Consider the following 18,668-nt stretch of genomic DNA (forward strand, 5'->3'; position numbering starts at 1 on the left):
GGGGTTTGCTGTATTTGTTGCGCCGGCAACCGTACTGCTATCATCGCCTGTTGCGTCGCACACTTGTGCTGCAGTAACCATATTCAGCATTTGGAATGTATACTATGAACAGGTGAGCAATGAACGGCTGAAGTTTTTTACTTTTTAATTTTTACTTTTTAATTTAAAAAAAGTGACCATAAAAAAAACATACAAACTATTACTCTTCAGCCTTACCCTGATGGTAGGTTTGTGGGGTTGTAAAGCATATAAGTTTGTGGATGTAAGTATACCCCCCGAGGTAAAAAGCATCAGTATTGCCCCTATTGAGAACAGGGCCGGTTATGTCAACACACAATTAAGCCCGCGGTTAACCGACAGGTTAAGGCAGAAAATGATCTCGCAGACAAAACTCCGGTTGGTCACCAGCGGCGAAGCGGACTGGGAGTTTTCGGCCGAGATTACCGATTATAGCTTTAGCACGGCGGGTGTAGGCGCCGGCACCGGCGGACGCACCGTACAGGCCTCACAAAGCCGGTTGACCATTGGCATAAAGATCACCGTGTACGATAATACCAAACAGCAGAGTAAGGATTATACCGTAACCCGTACCTACGATTTCCCTGCCACCCAAACCATCCAGCAGGTGGAACAAAACCGTGCGGAAGAAATGACCAAGGACCTGACCGACGATATGTTTAACCGTATCTTCTCAAACTGGTAGGAGGACAATTAGAGAATTTGACAATTAGTCAATGCAGGAAGATAAAAGCCAACCCCGGTACTATGGAGATAAGCAACCAGAATACGCAATAGACAGCCTCCGGTACAAAAAATTAAACAAGATATCGCTAACAAACAGTAAACACTTAACTTGCGCCAATGACTGTAATTGCCAATAAAGTAACGGACCTGTTGTTTTCAAATGTTCATACATTGGATGAGTTGTCGCAGGAACAACTGCAGTCACTGGCAGCACAATACCCCTACTTTTCCCCCTTGCACTTTTTACTGGCTGCAAAGGATAACCATACGGGATTAAAAGATACTACGGTTTATAACAGAACACTGCTGCATTTTCCCAATGCCATACAGCTGGATTATTTACTGAATGGTGGCGGTGAAGCAAACATTACACAACCGGTGGTTGCCGGTAGCCCTGCTGCTGTTATTACCGCTGAACCGGTAACAGAAGTGCCCGGGCCGGAAACCGAAACCGAACCCCTTACGGAAGCAACTGCTCCTGAAGCAATAAGTGCCGAAACCCCACAGACAGAAGTTCCTGCACCGGTTACTACAGGCAGCCCCGCAATAACTCTACCCGACCCGGCATTTCCGGGAGAAGAGGAAGAGCCCCTACCCGATGACGAAATAGTGGATGACGGCCATGAAATAGTGATACCGGGCCTGAAAATTGAAGCTATTGATCCCAAAACGGCGGAACTGAACCTTACCCCGGTTCACCTGCATACCGTGGACTATTTTGCCTCCCTGGGTATTAAATTTAAAGAGCAGGATAAACCCCTGAACAAATTTGACCTGCAGCTGAAAAGTTTTACAGACTGGTTAAAAATAATCAAAAAGTCTCCTGATAATCAGCCAGATAAAGCAAATGATGCCAAAGCCGATCAAAAAGTAGCGGAAATGGCAGGCCTTTCCCTGAAAGATGATAAGGTGATTACAGAAACCATGGCCGAAGTATGGATCAAACAAGGCGATACCGCAAAAGCCATAGAAGTATACCAGAAATTAAGTTTGCTTGATCCCGCTAAAAGTACTTACTTTGCCAGCCGAATAGAAAATTTAAAGAAAAGTAATTAATATGACCACCCTGTTTTTAATTTTAGTGATTATTGCCTCGATCGTGCTGAGCCTGATTGTATTAGTACAAAACCCTAAAGGTGGTGGTTTAGCCAGCAATATCGGCGGCTTCAGCAACCAGTTCATGGGTGTTAAACAAACTACCGATGTACTGGAAAAAGGTACCTGGATCTTTGCAGGCGTAATTGGCGTTTTATGTTTGACTGCCTCTTTATTCATCAATACTTCCAGCGGAACAAAAGGAAGCAACCGTTTAAATGATGTAGGTGGTGCACCAACAGCCCCGGCTCAAACGCCTGCTACACCAAACCCTGCTAACAGCGTTCCTTTGACGACTACGCCTGATAGCCCCAACAGTAAATAAATAAGATAAACTATTAAATAGTTGAGAATATTTTAAAAAGCCCTGTCGATAGACAGGGTTTTTTATTTATTTTGTTATACGCTAACATTTTAAATTATACTATGCGCATAAAAAGAGTGATCATTATTATCGGGCTGGCTTTATTGGTTGTAGCGGCAGTTACCGGCTTTTTATTTTTCGGACCGGCCACTAAAGCAACTGCCGATGGCTTTTTCTATGTAAAATCGGGCTCCACCCTGGCCGATGTTAAAAAAGAACTGGTTGCGCAACAGGTATTGAACGGTACCGGCCTGTTCAGTACCGTAAGCAATATGGCCGGCTATGAACAGGTAAAACCGGGCCGTTATAAAATACCTTCCGGCACCAGTATAGTGAACCTTGTACGCTTATTAAAGAACGGCCGCCAGACCCCCGTTAGTTTTGTGATCACCAAACTAAGAACAACAGAAAACCTGGCCAGTCGTATCAATAAACATTTTGAGATCGATTCCCTGGCCGTTATACATTTTGTTGCCGACTCCTTACAGCCCTATGGCCTGGATAGTAATACCTATATGGCCATGGTAATGCCCTATACTTACGATATTAACTGGACCGCAGGACCCCGTACTATTTTTGACCAGTTTTATAAAGCGTATGAAACCTACTGGAACGATGACCGTAAAGCCAAGGCCAGTGCAAAAGGTTTTACACCCTTACAGATCGTTACCCTGGCATCTATAGTGGAAGAAGAAACCCGCGACAATGCGGAGAAACCCAATATTGCCAGCGTATATATTAACCGCTACCGTAAAAACATGTTATTACAGGCCGATCCTACGGTAAAGTTTGCTTTAAAAGACTTTGGTTTACGCAGGATCTTACACGGCCATTTAAAAGCCGTTTCACCTTACAATACTTATCAGAACAAGGGTTTACCACCGGGGCCTATCTGTACCCCTTCGCTGGAGAGTATTGACGCCGTATTAAATGCTCCCGAAACGGAATATATTTACTTCGTGGCCAACAGCGACTTTAAAGGCTCGCATATATTTACCACCAACTATACCGATCATTTAAAATATGCCAAACTTTTCCAGGATGAATTAACCCGCAGGACTAAAGCCAAACAGGCTGCAGCAGATTCAACCGCCGCCCAATAATTTAAACAGCAGTCATTTACATTGAAATCATTTTTTACACAAATAGCAAACTTCTTTCTTTTTTTTAAACGGTGGCTGCTCACCTCGCCACCGGTGAAGTTTGTTATACGTGGCAGTAAAAAATGGAAACCACCGGGCTTCCAGGGCATTCCCTTGTTTGATGTAATAGAATTCTTTTTCAAACAGGTAAAAACGGTGGGTATGAGTGAACGGGCCGCGGCTGTCTCTTTCAATTTTGTAATGGCCATTCCTCCTTCCCTGATCTTTTTATTTACCCTCGTACCCTTCTTCCCCATTAACCGGCAGTTTGAGTTTGAATTATATAACCTTATACGCAGCATTATACCCGGTGATGAGAATAACGGGGCCATCATCTCTTTTTTAAAAGACTTTATTAACAAACCCCGCAGCGGCTTATTGTCCATTGGTTTTTTATTATCCTTATTCTTCTCCTCCAATGCCATGATCGGCATTATGCGCTCCTTTGATAAAAATTATGTTGGGTTTAGAAAAAGAAAGGGCCTGCAGAAAAGAAGGGATGCTTTAAAAATAACCCTGGTGTTGTTTTTCTTTATTATTCTATGTATTGTATTGCTGGTACTGCAGGGTACCGTATTAAAATGGCTGGGGATACAAAATGCCAATGTGCGTAGTGTACTGAACATGGTACGCTGGGTGCTGATCATTATTTTATTCTTCACCAGCATCTCTTATATCTACCGCAATGCCCCTGCGGTGCATAAAAAATGGCGTTTTATTAATCCGGGCTCAATTCTTGCTGCTTTTTTAATGATCCTGTTTACCCTGGCCTTTTCGTGGTGGGTAACCAATTTCAGCAATTACAATGAGTTATACGGTTCTATCAGTGCTATTTTGATCATTATGTTGCTGATCTTCTTTAACTCGCTGGTATTAATGATAGGTTTTGAGCTGAATGTAAGCATTAATGCCCTTAAAAAAATTGCGGACGAACGGGCTGCCGCCACCGCCAGCGGTAAGGAAATACCCGCATAATTGTATTAATTTTATGTAAAGCCTGACCATAACATGGTTTAGCTTGTTCTCATAATCAAATAAATACCTGTTACAGCCATTGTTGCCGGAAAGTTGCGGACATATAAATCCCTTTCTTCTGAACATGTTCCGGCTGGCAATGACGTCAAACAGGATATTCTTAAACCGGTAAAAACTTTGATCATGAAAAAACTATTTGTCCCTCTTTTGGCCATTGCAGCCTTTAGTGCTATGGCATTTACCCATTACACTATTGAACCCCTGGCCATTGGCTCCAGTTTACCGGAAGCCAATACCAAATTAACCGATGTATCGGGTAAGGAAGTAACCCTTGCCGGCAGCAAGAAGAAAAATGGCTTACTGGTTATTTTCAGTTGTAATACCTGTCCGTATGTGATAAAAAACCAGGAACGTAACAATGAAATGTGTGCCTATGCGGAAAAAAACAATATCGGTGTAGTGATCGTTAACTCCAATGAAGCACAAAGAAATGATGCGGACTCCTACGATGCCATGAAAAAATATGCTGCCGACCAGGGGTATAAATGGAATTATGCAGTAGATAAAAACTCAACATTAGCCGATGCTTTTGGTGCTACCAAAACACCGGAGATCTTCCTGTTTAATAAAGACAGCAAACTGGTGTACCATGGTGCTTTTGACGACAGCCCCTCCAGTCCGAAGGATGTTTCGCGGAAGCATTTACAGGTAGCTATTGACGAGGCTGTTGCCGGTAAAGAAGTATCTGTTAAAACCTCCAAATCGGTTGGTTGCGGTATTAAGAGAGTAAAATAATTGCCCGTTAAAGGTTTAATGGCTTAAGGTGTAAGGTTTAAGGTCAGTAAGGATCTTATCTTACACCTTAATTTTTTGGGTAGTTACCGGCCGCTGCAATATATCCGGTAAAAGAAACGTTAGCGGTTTAAACTTACCGGAGCTTTGCTCGTCCAATTTAAAATCCTGCTGCATGAAACCAAGTGTATTTGTAATCCTGCTGGTGTCCGTTATGCTTATCTCCTGTCAAAAGAATAAACCCGGAACGGATACCCCAGCTTCCGCAGCTCTTTATTTTCCACCCCTCACAGGAGATACCTGGGAAACTACCACCCCCGCTTCTTTGCAGTGGAACCAGGCCGCCATCAATACCTTATACGATTACCTGGAGCAAAAACATACAAAAGCTTTTATTGTATTAAAAGACGGGAAAATAGTCCTGGAAAAATATTATGACACTTTTAGTGCCGGCAGTAACTGGTATTGGGCTTCGGCGGGCAAAACGGTTACAGCCATGCTGGTGGGCATTGCCCAGGCTGAAGGCAAATTAAGTATTGGTGATAAAACATCCAAATACCTGGGCACCGGATGGACCCATGCCTCACCGGCCAAAGAAGACCTTATTACCATACGCCACCAGTTAACCATGACCACGGGCCTGGATGATGGGGTAACGGATAATTATTGCACCAGCCCCGAGTGCCTGGTGTACAAAGCGGATGCGGGCAGCAGGTGGAGTTACCATAATGCACCCTATACCCTTTTGGATAAAGTGATTGAGAATGCCACAGGCCAAAGTTTTAACCAGTATTTCCAGCAAAAGATCCGTGACAGGACAGGCATGAACGGTTTATGGATAAAAGATGGTTATAATAATGTGTACTGGAGTACACCACGAAGCATGGCCCGCTATGGCTTACTGTTACTGGCCAAAGGCAAATGGGATCAGGCCGCCATACTATCCGATGCCGCTTACCTGGAAGCCCAGATCAACAGTTCACAAAACTTAAATCCTTCCTATGGTTATCTCACCTGGCTTAATGGTAAGTCCAGCTATATGCTCCCCTCCCTGCAGGCTAAATTTCCCGGTATGTTATTTCCCAATGCACCGGTGGATATGTATGCCGCCCTGGGTAAGAACGATCAGAAAATATACGTTGTCCCCTCACAAAACATAGTTGTTATTCGTATGGGTGAGAGCGCCGGCAATGTACAGCTGGCTGTTTCCAGTTTTGATAATGAATTATGGGGACACCTGAAACAGGTGATCGGTTATTGATTTCCGGACGGGTACGATAACCCCGGTATATTATTTACTCCCACCGGCTCAAGGGCATATCAACTTAAAAAAAAGTTGATAATCGTTTTATGGATTTATGGAGGGCCTGCATCATACACTGTAAACGGCTTACTGCCTGTTACCGTAAACCAAAACATTCACCAAAAACTACGCGTATGTTTACCAACAAATTCCTGAGTACCGGCCTGGTAATTATTGCATTAATAGCTAATGGTTATGGGTTTGCCTGGTCATTAAAAACCAACAGCACCCTGGCTATTATTCTTTCCCTGGTTTGTTTTAGTTCCATTTTGTGTTTTATTTATTTCCTGCAGCAGTACAGAAAAGCCATGGACGAGATAGATCAATAATATACTATCGGTCGTCAGCTTAGGATAAGCTTAAAAATAGCTGTAATAGTAGTTAACTATTGCCTGTTATTTCTTTTGCAGCATTTGCTGAATAGTACTGATCAGTTTTTCCCTGGATAGCTGGTCACCATGAAAGCTGCGATAACCGGTAGCATTATTGATGAATAAGGTAGCGGGAATAGCCCCTTCCCAGTTCTTATCAATTTTTGGTAAGAAATAATCGGCGTTGGTTTCATCCAGCCAGGCAACGGGTACCTGTATCTTATGTTTGCCTATGAATTTTTGTATGCCTGCAGGATATTCATCTTCCAGGTCAAGTGAAACAAGCAAGAGGGTTAAACTGTCTTTCTTGTATGTATTGGCTGCTTCCAGGAAATAAGGCAGTTCCTCAATACAGGGAATACAGAAGGTAGCCCAGAAATTAATCACCAGGGGTGTTTTAGTTTCTGCTATTGTTTTTTCCAGGTCGGTGATCTTTATTTTTGCGATCGGCGACTGCGCCTTTCCAGCTATGCAGGAAAATATAATGGCTATAGATAATAATAATTTCATGCTTTTATATTTACAGCTTCCTTACAAGATAAAGATCATTCCTTCAGTTTTGTTGAAAAGCGATATACTGTTGAACGGAGCGTCGCAACTACAGCCCGATCAGGGCACTGTAGCCGGCTATACCTTATTTCTCCTGCCGGTTGGCCAAAGCCCATTGCTGCATTAACGCCTGCTGTTGGGCTTCCGGTATATTATTGCGGTCATAATGACCCGCCAGTGTTTTTTGCCTGTACGCTTCATATAAGGTAACCGCACAGGCCACACTAATGTTCAGCGATTTAATAATACCCACCTGCGGAATAATAAAATTGCCATCGGCCGCTGCTACCATCTCCTGTGATACACCACCATGTTCGTTACCAAATACCAATGCAATACTTTGGGTAAAATCTACCTGGTATAAATTTACGGCATCATCGCTTAAGTGGGTTGTTAAAATCCGGTCATACCGTTTTCGTAACGTCTCCATACAGGATTCAAATTGTTCAAATTCATGAACCGTTAACCACTTTTTGGCACCGGATGAACTTTTAAAGCCCCATTTTTTATGCCGGGGAATTTTAGAATTGAGGATAAAAATTTCCTGTATGCCCACGGCGTCACAGGTGCGCATTACGGCAGATATATTATGCGGATCAAAAACATTTTCTAAAACAATGGTAATATCCTGTTGCCTTTTGGCTAATGCTTTAGACAAGGCAGCTGTTCTTTCAGGCGTCATAAATACAAAGTTACTAAACTTGTTTATTATGCCTTATACACCCTGCAATAGCCAGTGAAACCGGCCCATGAAAAACACCATATATATTTTAATAAATACCCTGTTTATTGGTAATAATTCGCAAACTTTGCAGCATGAACATTGTTATATAACGGTGATAGTGTTACACCTGTTATAAACCTCTAACCAACCAACCATGGACGATTTTTTAGCAGCCCGCTCGCAGATGGCCATGTCTTTAGGGTTTCATATCATTTTTGCTTGTGTAGGCATGGTAATGCCTTTTTTTATGGCCATAGCCCACTATAAGTATTTAAAAACCGGCAATGAATTATACAAGGGCCTTACCAGGGCCTGGAGCAAGGGGGTGGCTATTTTGTTTGCTACCGGCGCTGTTTCGGGCACCATGCTGTCGTTTGAGCTCGGGCTTTTATGGCCGCGTTTCATGCAGCATGCCGGACCTATTTTTGGAATGCCGTTTTCGTTAGAAGGAACGGCATTTTTTATTGAAGCCATTGCCCTGGGTTATTTTTTATATGGCTGGGACAAGTTCAATAAATGGTTTCACTGGCTCACCGGCCTTATTGTAGGCATCAGCGGCCTGGCATCGGGCATACTGGTAGTAGCTGCCAATGCGTGGATGAACAGTCCTGCCGGCTTTGATTATGCCGATGGTGTTTATTCCAATATCGACCCCATTAAAGCCATGTTCAATGATGCATGGTTATCACAGTCCATTCATATGATCATTGCCGCCTTTACCGCCACAGGTTTTGCCGTAGCCGGTGTGCATTCGGTAATGATATTACGTAAAAAAAATATTGAGTTTCACACCAAAGCTTTTAAGATAGCTGCACTATGCGCCACCATTGCCGCCTTACTGCAACCTTTAAGCGGCGATTTTTCTGCCAAGGATGTAGCCAAAAGACAACCGGCTAAATTAGCGGCCATGGAAGCGCATTACCACACCGAAGCCTATGCACCTTTTGTTATCGGGGGCATACCCGATGAAAAGAACCAGACCGTTAAGTATGGCATTAAAATCCCCGGACTGTTAAGTTTCCTGGCACATGGCGATGCCAGCAAGCCTGTTACCGGCCTGAATGATATACCTGAAGCCGACAGGCCACCCGTAACTATCACGCATTACGCCTTCCAGGTAATGATAGGCCTGGGTATGATCCTGTTCCTGGTATCAGCCTTATATATGCTGGCTTTAATTAAAAAGAAAAGCTGGTTAACCAAAACCTGGCTGCTCAAATTATTTGTATGGTCCATACCGCTTGGTTATATAGCGCTGGAAGCCGGCTGGACCGTGACCGAAGTAGGCCGGCAACCCTGGATCATTTATAATATCATGCGTACCAAAGATGCCGTAACCCCAATGCCGGGCATCGCTGTTTCGTTTTACATCTTTACCGCCGTCTTCGTTTCCTTATCAGCCATTGTGATTTTTTTACTGCACCGCCAGATGAAGATGGTGGGACGCCTGTACGATGTAACCGACCCTTCTTATCAACCTAAAAAGAAAAAAGCATGACACTGGTAGTAATCGGCTTTTTATGGGCTTCTATTTGTTTGTACCTGTTACTGGGCGGGGCTGATTTTGGCGCCGGTATTATTGAATTGTTTTCCGGCAAGGAGAATGAACGTAAGGTAAAACGTATCATGTACAATGCCATCGGGCCTATATGGGAAGCCAATCATATGTGGCTGATCATTGCCATTGTAATTCTATTTGTGGGCTTTCCAGAAATATACTCCTCCATATCGGTAAGCCTGCATATACCTTTAGTGGTAATGCTACTGGGCATTATTGCCCGTGGCACGGCTTTTACTTTCCGTCATTACGATGCCGTACAGGACGACTGGGAAAAATTGTACACGAAGATATTTTTATGGAGCAGCCTGATCACCCCTTTATTCCTCGGCATTATTGCAGGCAGCACGGTTGCCGGCAGTATTGACCGCAGCGGAACTGATTTTGTATCCACTTATATTTTCAGCTGGCTCAATCCTTTTTGTATAGCTGTAGGTGTTTTCACCGTAACTATCTGTGCTTACCTGGCTGCTATTTATGTTATTGGCGAAACCAGGGAACAGCAGGAGATCAGTTATCTTACCCGTAAGGCAAAACACACCATCATTGCGGTAGTGCTGGCTGGTGTATTGGTATTTATCACTGCGGTAATAGAAGGCATTCCTTTAATGCAATGGATATTCAGCGGAACCATTGGCCAGGTAGCCATCCTGCTGGCTTCCGTGTCGCTTGTATGGTTATTCTTCTCCTTTAATAAAAATAAACCGAACCGTTTACGGGTGCTGGCAGCCTTCCAGATCGTCATGATACTGGTAGCTGTTACTTACCAGCACTATCCCAATATTGTGTTGTTTAAAGACGGGGGGTATTTATCGTTGACCGAGCATACCGGTAGCGAAAAAACCATGGACAGCCTGGGCTGGGCCTTACTTATAGGCAGTGTATTTATATTACCCGCCTTGTTTTATTTAATGTATTCGTTCAAGAAAAAGGATTAACGGGAACAACTGATAGTTTTAATACCATCTGCTGTTTTTCATGGCATCACCTGTTGCGTCGCAATCCTTTCATCGTTCCGTTCATCGGGCAACATCATGCAACGCCCCGCTTTTAAAGAATATTACCGGGACAGTTGTATGAGTTGTATATTTTTGAACACACCATAGCCATACCCATTTAAATTATTATTACTGGCCTGGAACAGGCCCACCTGCAGGCTTTCCTGCGCTGCCATATCTTTTCTTAAAAACGGTGAGCCGGGCATATCAGACCATGTTTTTCCATCGGCGCTGCTGCGCATATAAAAATAATCGCCTTGTTTCAGTATTTGTAAATAACGGTGAAAGCTCCAGCCATTACCCCTATTCTCCTGTAAACGTTGTCCCTGTTTCAGATCGGTACTGATATTCCCGATATTCCAGCCGGTGAGAACAGTATTTTGTAATAACTGTTCCGTTCTCCTGCCCTTACCTGTTGAGGAACGTACCATCAAGCCCACTTCATTGGCACTGGCTTTTTTATCTTGTAAGCCACTAAGGTCAGCGATCTCTGCCTGTAATAAAAAATCCCCTTTTACCTCTTTGTATATAAACGGACCGATAGGTGCTGATCCGTCCCATTTACTGGCTGCAGAGCCTAAAAACACGGAGTCATTACCGGCGTAAGCTTTTAACAAAATACTATCTGCAGGAGCATGTATCAAACCACTCCAAAAATCATTGCTGGTAAACGACTTCGACCAATCTGCTGGCTGAGCTGTTGTAAAACTGGTTGGTTTTATTTTTAACCCATGAGCTGAAACGGCCACCGGTAAAGAGGCCTGGCTGATATTGCCATAACGGTCTTTGGTCATTACCGTAAAGGCGTTAACACTATGCCCTTCCTGCTCAAAGAAAACATAGGGTTGGCTTTGCCAGCCACTTTGCCAGTTACTGTTGGGCTCCATAAATAAATAACTAAGTCCTTCAACAGGTACAGCAGGCATTGCCGCACGCATAAAAACGGTATTACCATTCACGTTTACAGGCTTCACATCAAAAACAGCCTTACTACGCGTTAATGCCTCATTGGTTGTTTGTACCCGGTTCTGGTAATGCTGCTTTATAGTTGCCGGGGATAAGGTTTCATTATACACTGTTAGCCGGGTAATCGCCACCGTATTGTCAGTAGCTTTATTTTTGGTATTGAAACTATAGCGCTGCGGCGTACCCAGGCCAATATTTATGACGGCAACTTCCGTTAATTTTTCTTTGGAGAATAGTTCATTGAATTTTGCTGCAATGGTTTCACCTGTTACCAGTTGAAACTCTCCGTTTACAAAAAAACGGGTATGTGTTTTATCCTGTACCGCTGTTAAATGGTACCATTTACCCGGTACAGCATCCTTCGGTAGTAATTTTAACCAGGCCGATTTTTTACTGATAGGGCTAAGCTCCATTTCTATGGTAAGTGCATCATAGTTTTGTAATTGCCGGCCTGCTGTAGTGCTAATAATTTCAGGTATGGCTGCACTCACCAATGCCAGCCTGGAATGATGCTCCTTTACCTGGTGATCACCTTTTAAGATAATTTCACCGGCTGTAAAACCATTGTTTTTCCATTGTGTTAAATTGCCATAAGGTAAGGATGCCGTGTGGTAATCTACTGCAATGTTATTGGCAGTTGGCTGCTGGAATAAATTTTGTACTTCAACTGCCGTTAGTGATTGGTCATATACCTGCAGCCGGTGCAGCGCGCCGCTGAAGAATTGGCCCGCCTGTACCAAGCCACCTAATGAAAAATATTCTCCGGCTTTTACAAATAACATTTTTTGCGCGGCCTGCACTTCTTTTCCATTTACATATATTCTTTCCCAATAACCATCAAATGTATAAGTGATCTGTTGCCATTGCCCGGCAGCCGGGAGGTTTTTATACGCTACATCAGGCCATGCGCCATGTGCTATAGCTCCCTGGCCTTTGTCAGCCCCATATCCAAACACGGCCCTTGTCAGGTCCTGGTTGCCCTGCGACCAGCTTAAAAAAGGTTCATAGCGACTGATATCAGGGTTATACAACCAGGCGGCCACCGTAAAGCTGCTGTTACCGGATAAAGAAGCCGGCACTTTAAAATCAGATAAAAAAGTTGTTGCACCGTTCACCCATATACCCTGTTTCCCGTCGATCATGCCTGTATAGGCTTTACCCTGCTGCAAATTAAATGCCCCCTGCAGTTTCCCCTTATTCACCAGTTTGGTAACCGCTGTCTCATTGTCCGGCTCATTGGCATTAATATCTACCAACAGGCCTTGTGGCATAACCGGCGCTGTTGCTTTTTGTGGCTCCGATAATATTTCCTCACCGCCCACATTCGCTTCACTGAACACTTTTATATTCCATACAGCAGGTGCAAGCCCGGCTAATTGTGTATGGTTAATATGCAGGCGTATATACCTGGCGGTAGCCTTTCCTTTATCAATAAAAGGACTGCCCCACTGCAGGTTAGCAGATCTGTCTGCAAATAAGCTCCAGTTTATACTATCAACTGAATATTCAATTTTGTACTGGTAATAGTAAGTAGGATATTCAAACTGGGTATGAATGGTTTGAACCGGCATAGTATTTCCTAAATCAATCTGCAGCCATGCGGCTTTGCCGTTATCAGCCGCACGCCATAAAGTACCATTGTTGTTATCCACGGCAAAGGAAGGCCTGAAATCATCATTGTAATAAGAAGAAGCAATGACGGGCTTACCAAAAGCTATGTCTTTTTGCGGAATGGTATTGGTACCCAGCCATCCGGCACCTTCATGCGTAGGTACGATATTTTTTATGTCGCCATTGGCATCAAATTCAATTTTATCAATAGCAACCTGCCGGTGAAAGCCACCACCTGAATGCGGGTTATTATGCCGGTGGTACACGATATAATAATCCTCCCCTTTCTGTAAAATACTATGATGGCCGGGCCCATGTATGGTACCATCATCATTGGTTACCAGTATGGGATTATGTTTGGGATATTCAAACGGCCCCATCGGCCCTTTGGTACTTTTTACATATTGTACGCGGTAGGTATGGTCCTCGCAATGCCCCGAAGAATACATCATATAATAAACCCCTTTACGCTTGAACATATAGGGTGCTTCAAAAAAATCCTTTGCAACCGTATTGGGAATAAGTGCTGTCTTTTCAAAAGTGGTCATGTCTTTATTCAGCAAACCCACTGCACAGCCATGGTCGGGATAAATACCCCAGGTACCCCAGTACATGTATATCTTCCCGTCATCATCGGTGAATGTTTGTCCATCCAGTGTAATTACACCGGGTATCATATAATTGGGCACCATGGCCTTGCCTCCTGGCAATAATGGTGTCCAGGGCCCCACCGGAGAATTGGCTACCGCTCCATATAGTTCTACCGGCTGGCTGTAATATAAATAGTAACGGCCATCATAACCTTTGGTCATATCAGGCGCCCAGTACCAGTGTGTATTGGGCCAGTTCATGGGTTGTATTTTCCAGTTCACAAAATCTTTGGAGGTCCATACCTGCGAAGGCCCCAGTCCGCCGCCATTACCATCCGTAGTAGCATACAGGTAGTAGGTATCACCAATCTGTTTGATCGTAGGATCGGCAAAATAACCGGGTATAACAGGATTGCCTTTGCCTGGTTGCTGATGATCCGGTAAAGTTTGTGCACTTGTTATTAACGAGCATATGCCACAACAAAAAAGTATTACACTACGCATGAATATTCTGCTTTTAGAAACCGGGATGAATAAAGAATGATAATGGCCATATCCACCTGTTTTTTATCAGGTAATAAAAGAACAATGTCCTTTGCCTGGGCAAAAGACATTGTCAGAACAAAAACGCAAAAAAGAAAAACGTTTTAAAGTACAACCCATCTATTAAAAATTCAAGAATAATATTTGCTGGTTCGTGTGACACGAACCATGACACCGAAGTGCATTTGCGGTTCGTGAGACACGAAGTAGCGCCTTTATTAGCAAATAAACACATTAGCTCATCAGCACATTAAAACACTTCCTTCTGCCCTTCCCATACCGGCGGGTTTACTCCCAGTAAATGTTTTACAAAGAAATCATGGGTTTTACGTATACCATAAGGACCGCCATTGGAATGGCCCATGCCGGGTACCATAATAAATTCATGATCCTTTTTTGCCTTGATCAGGGCATTTACAAACTGATAGGTAGAGGAAGGATCCACATTATCATCCATCTCACCAACGATCAGCATTAATTTACCTTCCAGTTTATGGGCATTCACAATATTGGAGCATTCGGCATAATGTTCACCGATCGGGTAACCCATCCACTGTTCATTCCACCACATTTTATCCATGCGGTTATCATGACAACCACAGGCAGCCACCGCTACCTTATAAAACTCGGGATGAAATAATACAGCCCCGGCCGCATTTTGTCCACCAGCAGATGTACCGAATATGCCCACCCGGCTGATATCCATATAGGGATATTTTTTGGCGGCTTCCTTCATCCATAATATCCGGTCAGGAAAACCCGCATCTTTTAAATTTTTCCAGGCAACATCGTGAAAGGCTTTGGAACGGTTGGATGTACCCATGCCGTCTATTTGTACCACAATAAAGCCCAACTCTGCTACCGTATTCAATCCCGAAGGGTTAGTGCTGAACGTCTTGGGTACAAAGGATCCTTGCGGGCCTGCATAGATATATTCGATAACCGGGTATTTTTTATTCGGATCAAAGTTAGAAGGACGGGCTATAATGCCCCAGATATCCGTTACCCCATCGCGGGCTTTGGCGGTAAATACTTCAGTTTGTTTCCAGGCTGTTTGTTGCAATGCACTGATATCGGCTTTTTCCAGCTCCAGGATAACCTTACCGTCAGTTGCACTTCGTAATACTTTTACCGGCGGCATGTCCACACGGGAATAAGTATCTACAAATTTGCTAAAGTCTGAGGAGAATACTGCACTATGATTACCGTTCTCGGAAGTTAAAGCAGTAAATCCTTTACCATCAAAATTCACCCGGTAATACTGGATCAGGTAAGGATCCTGGCCCGCTTCACGGCCACTGCCTTCAAAGATCAGGAAACGTTTTTCTTCGTCTACATGTACTACTTTACGCACTACCCAATTGCCCTTGGTGATCTGGTTTTTTACTTTACCCGTTTCACCGTCGTATAAGTATAAATGGTTCCAGCCATCTCTTTCAGATGCCCAGATGATTTCCTTACCATCATTAATATCTTTCCGGTATTTTTTACCGCTGTATTCCACAAAGGTTTTACTGCGTTCATCGATCAATGCTTTTGTAACACCGGTATTTGCATCCACGCTGTACACAGCATATTGCTGGTGACCACGCTGGTTATATTCAAAAGTAAAGGCACGGCTGTCCTTACGCCATTGTATCCATGATACATCGTATTGATTAGGTATCAAAGCCGGATCAACCGCATACATTTTTTTGGTTTGAGGAATAAATAAAACCGGTTGTTTCTGCGGTAAAGCATCACCGGGTTTTAAATAATTTCTGGATTCCAGTTTTGGCTGTAACTGGTCAACAGGTGATGACTGGATAAAATAAATAGTCCGCGGTGTATTGGGTCGTATTTTATGGGTGGCCAGTTTTTTTGAATCAGGCGACCAGGACAGGTAGCCGGCATAATACTCCCCCGGTGAACCATCAAAACTTAATTGTACTTCTTCGGCAGGTTTACCTTTCGGGTAAACAAACACATTGTTGTTTTTTACATAAGCCACCCAGGCACTATCCGGCGATGTAATGGGTTCTCCCTGCGAATCATCACGACGTTGTCCCCAGTAACCGCCGCCGCCACGACCGCCACGCCTGTCGTCAGTAGTAGCAGTACCTTTATCCCGGATACTATAGTCTGATAATTGTACGGACCATTTTTTCCGGAATGCCTGGAATTCAATATTATTATTCGCTTTGAACTCTAATCCGCTTATAGGTAAACTATCGGCATTTACCTTCTCATTGCTGGCTTTGGCCAATGCCGCTGCTAACCGCGCATGATCAAAAGCTTTTTCTTTCCGGGCATTACCCGCATCCACCACAATATACTCCCGCCCTTTCTCTGTATTATTTACATACCATAAACGTTGTTCTTTATCAATCCACTGGACAGTAAATGGGTTATTGATCACTTTATCTGCCACCATTTTACCATAATCGGCTGAGCGTTTATAATCGGCTGCAGTACCCTGGCCCAATAACTGGAATCCTGTAAGCAATGTGGCAGTAACGAGGGAAAGAAGGTTTTTATTTGTCATCATGATAGTAAGCGTTGCTATTATTAAAGTACCCTGGACTTAAAGCGGTTAAAGTATAGAAAAGCAAATGCATGACCTTTAATAAAGGTCATGCATTGACAAAAGAAATATTAGTTAATACGGGTAACATCAGGAATCTGGACCGTAACCACGTAGGTACCTTCCATTTTCAACCTGAATGATACCACGGGATTTACGTTGTGGTTGGCTAACCCGTCAGGCGCCACAAATGCCATGGGTATACGGTAATAGATAAGGTATCCCCAGTCGGTTGCCGGCGTTACATATTTTTGCAAAGGGAAAGGAGCTACTTCAAAGTCACAGATCATTGCCGTATCTGTATATTGAACAGGGTTGAATTTAGCATAGGTTTCAAAGAAAGGCCTGTCCCCTCTTTTAATAACCTGCCCCTGAGCGGGGTTAAAAGAACGACCGTTTTTATCTACATATTTTAAAATTACCCTGGCTCCATCACCTGAAACCCTTTTGGCTGTTACAATAGGCGCTTTTAAAGTAGTAAACACCTCGCTGGAGTTAGAAGCACTGGAAGCAGTATAAATTAATTCAAACACGTCTTCGGTTGTTGGCTCCACCACATGAACATCGGCAAAAGATTCGTATTGTTTGGTACCCCATACATTCGTAGCCTGGATATCAAAAGTATACTCGCCTACCGGCAAATTACTGGATGCACGGTTAAAAGAAAGCTGGCCACTGATCTCATTAAAATGCATCGGTGTCATTTTCTGCAATTCTCTTTTTTTATTTAAGAGCTCTACGGTAGTATCGGTATCCGGGTTAAATACCTCCCCGGTTTTAAATACCATTACCTCGTATTGTGTAAAGAATTCCTGCGGGGCAGGTGCGCCTGTTGCTATATCACGCAGGTTTGACATTTTAAAGGTAAGCGGCGGAGTTGATCCGTCAGCATTGATACGGTCAGACTGTGTTAAGGTCATGCCCTTTTTAGCATACAGCACCCTGTCTTTATAACGGATAGTATCGCTTAAAAAACCTTCCCTTACTTTGGAGCATCCAAAGATAAAAGCGATAAATGCCAGTATATACAGAAAATGTTTTTTATTCATAATAACTTTTGTTAAGTAGTAATTAAATATTAAGGCAATGGCTCATTATTGAAAAACAGCCGGTGAAAGTTATTAACAACATGTAAAGTACCTGTTGTGGTAATAATACCGGATGTCTGGCAATCAACCGTTTTATCTCTTTGACTAATGGGTATGGCATTCACATCCGGCTCTTCCGTATCCAGTGTGCCGATAACCTGTCCAAAGTTGATAAAATCAACAGTGCCTACATAGCTGTTATAATTAACAATACGACGTAAACGGATATACATCCTGGTATCATTGGCCATCGGGCCAAATGCGCTCGTATATTCTTTGCCGGCCACTGTTAAATTCTGGCGGTTGATCAGCTCAGGATACATGTACATTTTTAAAGAATCGCGTAAAGTATATACATCCAGGTCTTTCACATAAAAACTGATATTCTCGTCGCCTGTCTCAATTACCTTTTTTTGCTTTTTTGCCTTTACATAATCATTAATACCCCAATCCGGAACCGCAAAAAAAGTTTTGCTGCTGTTCACCATATCCTTCATACCGGCCAGGTCAATTACCGCAATTAATGAGTCGAACGATCCGTGTTGTTTGAGGTAATCGTAGGTTGTCATATTTACATTGGGAGAATGAGTACCGCCGTCATTTTTATATTTATCCTTTTTGCAGGAAATAAAAACAGCTCCCAATAATAAGATCGTCAAAAAATATTTTATTGTAATTCGCATGATTCAATT

Annotated in this window: 16 protein-coding genes; 10 read left to right on the plus strand and 6 right to left on the minus strand. The window is 43.3% G+C overall.

Features of this window, described 5'->3' with window-relative positions; all coding sequences use genetic code 11:
- Positions 1 to 172 precede the first annotated feature (172 nt).
- The 8 genes from lptE (at position 173) to ACFS6H_RS19065 (ending at position 6,744) form a co-directional block, all read left to right on the plus strand.
- Positions 173 to 703, plus strand: coding sequence for an LPS assembly lipoprotein LptE (gene lptE, locus ACFS6H_RS19030; RefSeq protein ID WP_386102871.1), 531 nt, complete (start codon positions 173 to 175; stop codon positions 701 to 703).
- Positions 704 to 861: 158 nt separating this feature from the next.
- Positions 862 to 1,800, plus strand: a complete 939-nt coding sequence (locus ACFS6H_RS19035) for a hypothetical protein (protein ID WP_386102874.1) — start codon at positions 862 to 864, stop codon at positions 1,798 to 1,800.
- A 1-nt stretch (position 1,801) separates the two neighbouring features.
- Entirely contained in the window at positions 1,802 to 2,164 is a 363-nt protein-coding gene (gene secG / locus ACFS6H_RS19040) for a preprotein translocase subunit SecG (RefSeq protein WP_386102877.1), read from the plus strand.
- 101 nt (positions 2,165 to 2,265) lie between these two features.
- Positions 2,266 to 3,306 (plus strand): endolytic transglycosylase MltG, encoded by a 1,041-nt coding sequence (mltG, locus tag ACFS6H_RS19045; RefSeq protein WP_386102880.1) that lies wholly within the window; start codon positions 2,266 to 2,268, stop codon positions 3,304 to 3,306.
- 21 nt (positions 3,307 to 3,327) lie between these two features.
- Positions 3,328 to 4,320: a YihY/virulence factor BrkB family protein gene (locus ACFS6H_RS19050; protein WP_386102883.1), complete on the plus strand. Its 993-nt coding sequence runs from the start codon at positions 3,328 to 3,330 to the stop codon at positions 4,318 to 4,320.
- Between the two features lie 183 nt (positions 4,321 to 4,503).
- Entirely contained in the window at positions 4,504 to 5,115 is a 612-nt protein-coding gene (locus ACFS6H_RS19055) for a thioredoxin family protein (RefSeq protein WP_386102886.1), read from the plus strand.
- 172 nt (positions 5,116 to 5,287) lie between these two features.
- Positions 5,288 to 6,373: a serine hydrolase domain-containing protein gene (locus tag ACFS6H_RS19060; protein ID WP_386102889.1), complete on the plus strand. Its 1,086-nt coding sequence runs from the start codon at positions 5,288 to 5,290 to the stop codon at positions 6,371 to 6,373.
- A 176-nt stretch (positions 6,374 to 6,549) separates the two neighbouring features.
- Positions 6,550 to 6,744, plus strand: a complete 195-nt coding sequence (locus ACFS6H_RS19065; protein ID WP_386102892.1) for a hypothetical protein — start codon at positions 6,550 to 6,552, stop codon at positions 6,742 to 6,744.
- Positions 6,745 to 6,810: 66 nt separating this feature from the next.
- On the opposite strand, the gene ACFS6H_RS19070 is transcribed toward ACFS6H_RS19065, so the two are convergent.
- On the minus strand, positions 6,811 to 7,296 hold the full coding sequence (locus tag ACFS6H_RS19070) for a TlpA family protein disulfide reductase (RefSeq protein WP_386102895.1): 486 nt from the start codon (positions 7,294 to 7,296) through the stop codon (positions 6,811 to 6,813).
- Between the two features lie 124 nt (positions 7,297 to 7,420).
- Positions 7,421 to 8,017: a TrmH family RNA methyltransferase gene (locus tag ACFS6H_RS19075; RefSeq protein WP_386102898.1), complete on the minus strand. Its 597-nt coding sequence runs from the start codon at positions 8,015 to 8,017 to the stop codon at positions 7,421 to 7,423.
- 196 nt (positions 8,018 to 8,213) lie between these two features.
- Between ACFS6H_RS19075 and ACFS6H_RS19080 the strand changes: the two genes are divergently transcribed.
- Both ACFS6H_RS19080 and ACFS6H_RS19085 read left to right on the plus strand, forming a co-directional pair.
- A complete protein-coding gene (locus ACFS6H_RS19080; protein ID WP_386102901.1) occupies positions 8,214 to 9,557 on the plus strand; it encodes a cytochrome ubiquinol oxidase subunit I in 1,344 nt (447 codons plus the stop codon).
- Complete coding sequence (locus ACFS6H_RS19085; RefSeq protein WP_386102904.1) at positions 9,554 to 10,555, plus strand: cytochrome d ubiquinol oxidase subunit II; 1,002 nt, start codon at positions 9,554 to 9,556, stop codon at positions 10,553 to 10,555. The genes ACFS6H_RS19080 and ACFS6H_RS19085 overlap by 4 nt, the downstream gene beginning before the upstream one ends.
- A gap of 122 nt (positions 10,556 to 10,677) precedes the next feature.
- Here the strand turns inward: ACFS6H_RS19085 and ACFS6H_RS19090 are convergent, their stop codons facing one another.
- From ACFS6H_RS19090 to ACFS6H_RS19105, 4 genes are all read right to left on the minus strand, one after another.
- Entirely contained in the window at positions 10,678 to 14,286 is a 3,609-nt protein-coding gene (locus ACFS6H_RS19090; protein ID WP_386102907.1) for a family 43 glycosylhydrolase, read from the minus strand.
- A gap of 289 nt (positions 14,287 to 14,575) precedes the next feature.
- Complete coding sequence (locus tag ACFS6H_RS19095) at positions 14,576 to 16,852, minus strand: S9 family peptidase (protein WP_386102910.1); 2,277 nt, start codon at positions 16,850 to 16,852, stop codon at positions 14,576 to 14,578.
- Positions 16,853 to 16,959: 107 nt separating this feature from the next.
- The gene (locus ACFS6H_RS19100) at positions 16,960 to 17,937 is read right to left on the minus strand and encodes a DUF5007 domain-containing protein (protein WP_386102913.1); all 978 of its coding nucleotides are present in this window, start codon (positions 17,935 to 17,937) and stop codon (positions 16,960 to 16,962) included.
- Between the two features lie 29 nt (positions 17,938 to 17,966).
- A complete protein-coding gene (locus ACFS6H_RS19105; protein ID WP_386102916.1) occupies positions 17,967 to 18,659 on the minus strand; it encodes a hypothetical protein in 693 nt (230 codons plus the stop codon).
- Positions 18,660 to 18,668: the final 9 nt, after the last annotated feature.

The sequence above is a fragment of the Terrimonas rubra genome (genome assembly GCF_042686025.1).
Lineage (GTDB): Bacteria > Bacteroidota > Bacteroidia > Chitinophagales > Chitinophagaceae > Terrimonas > Terrimonas rubra.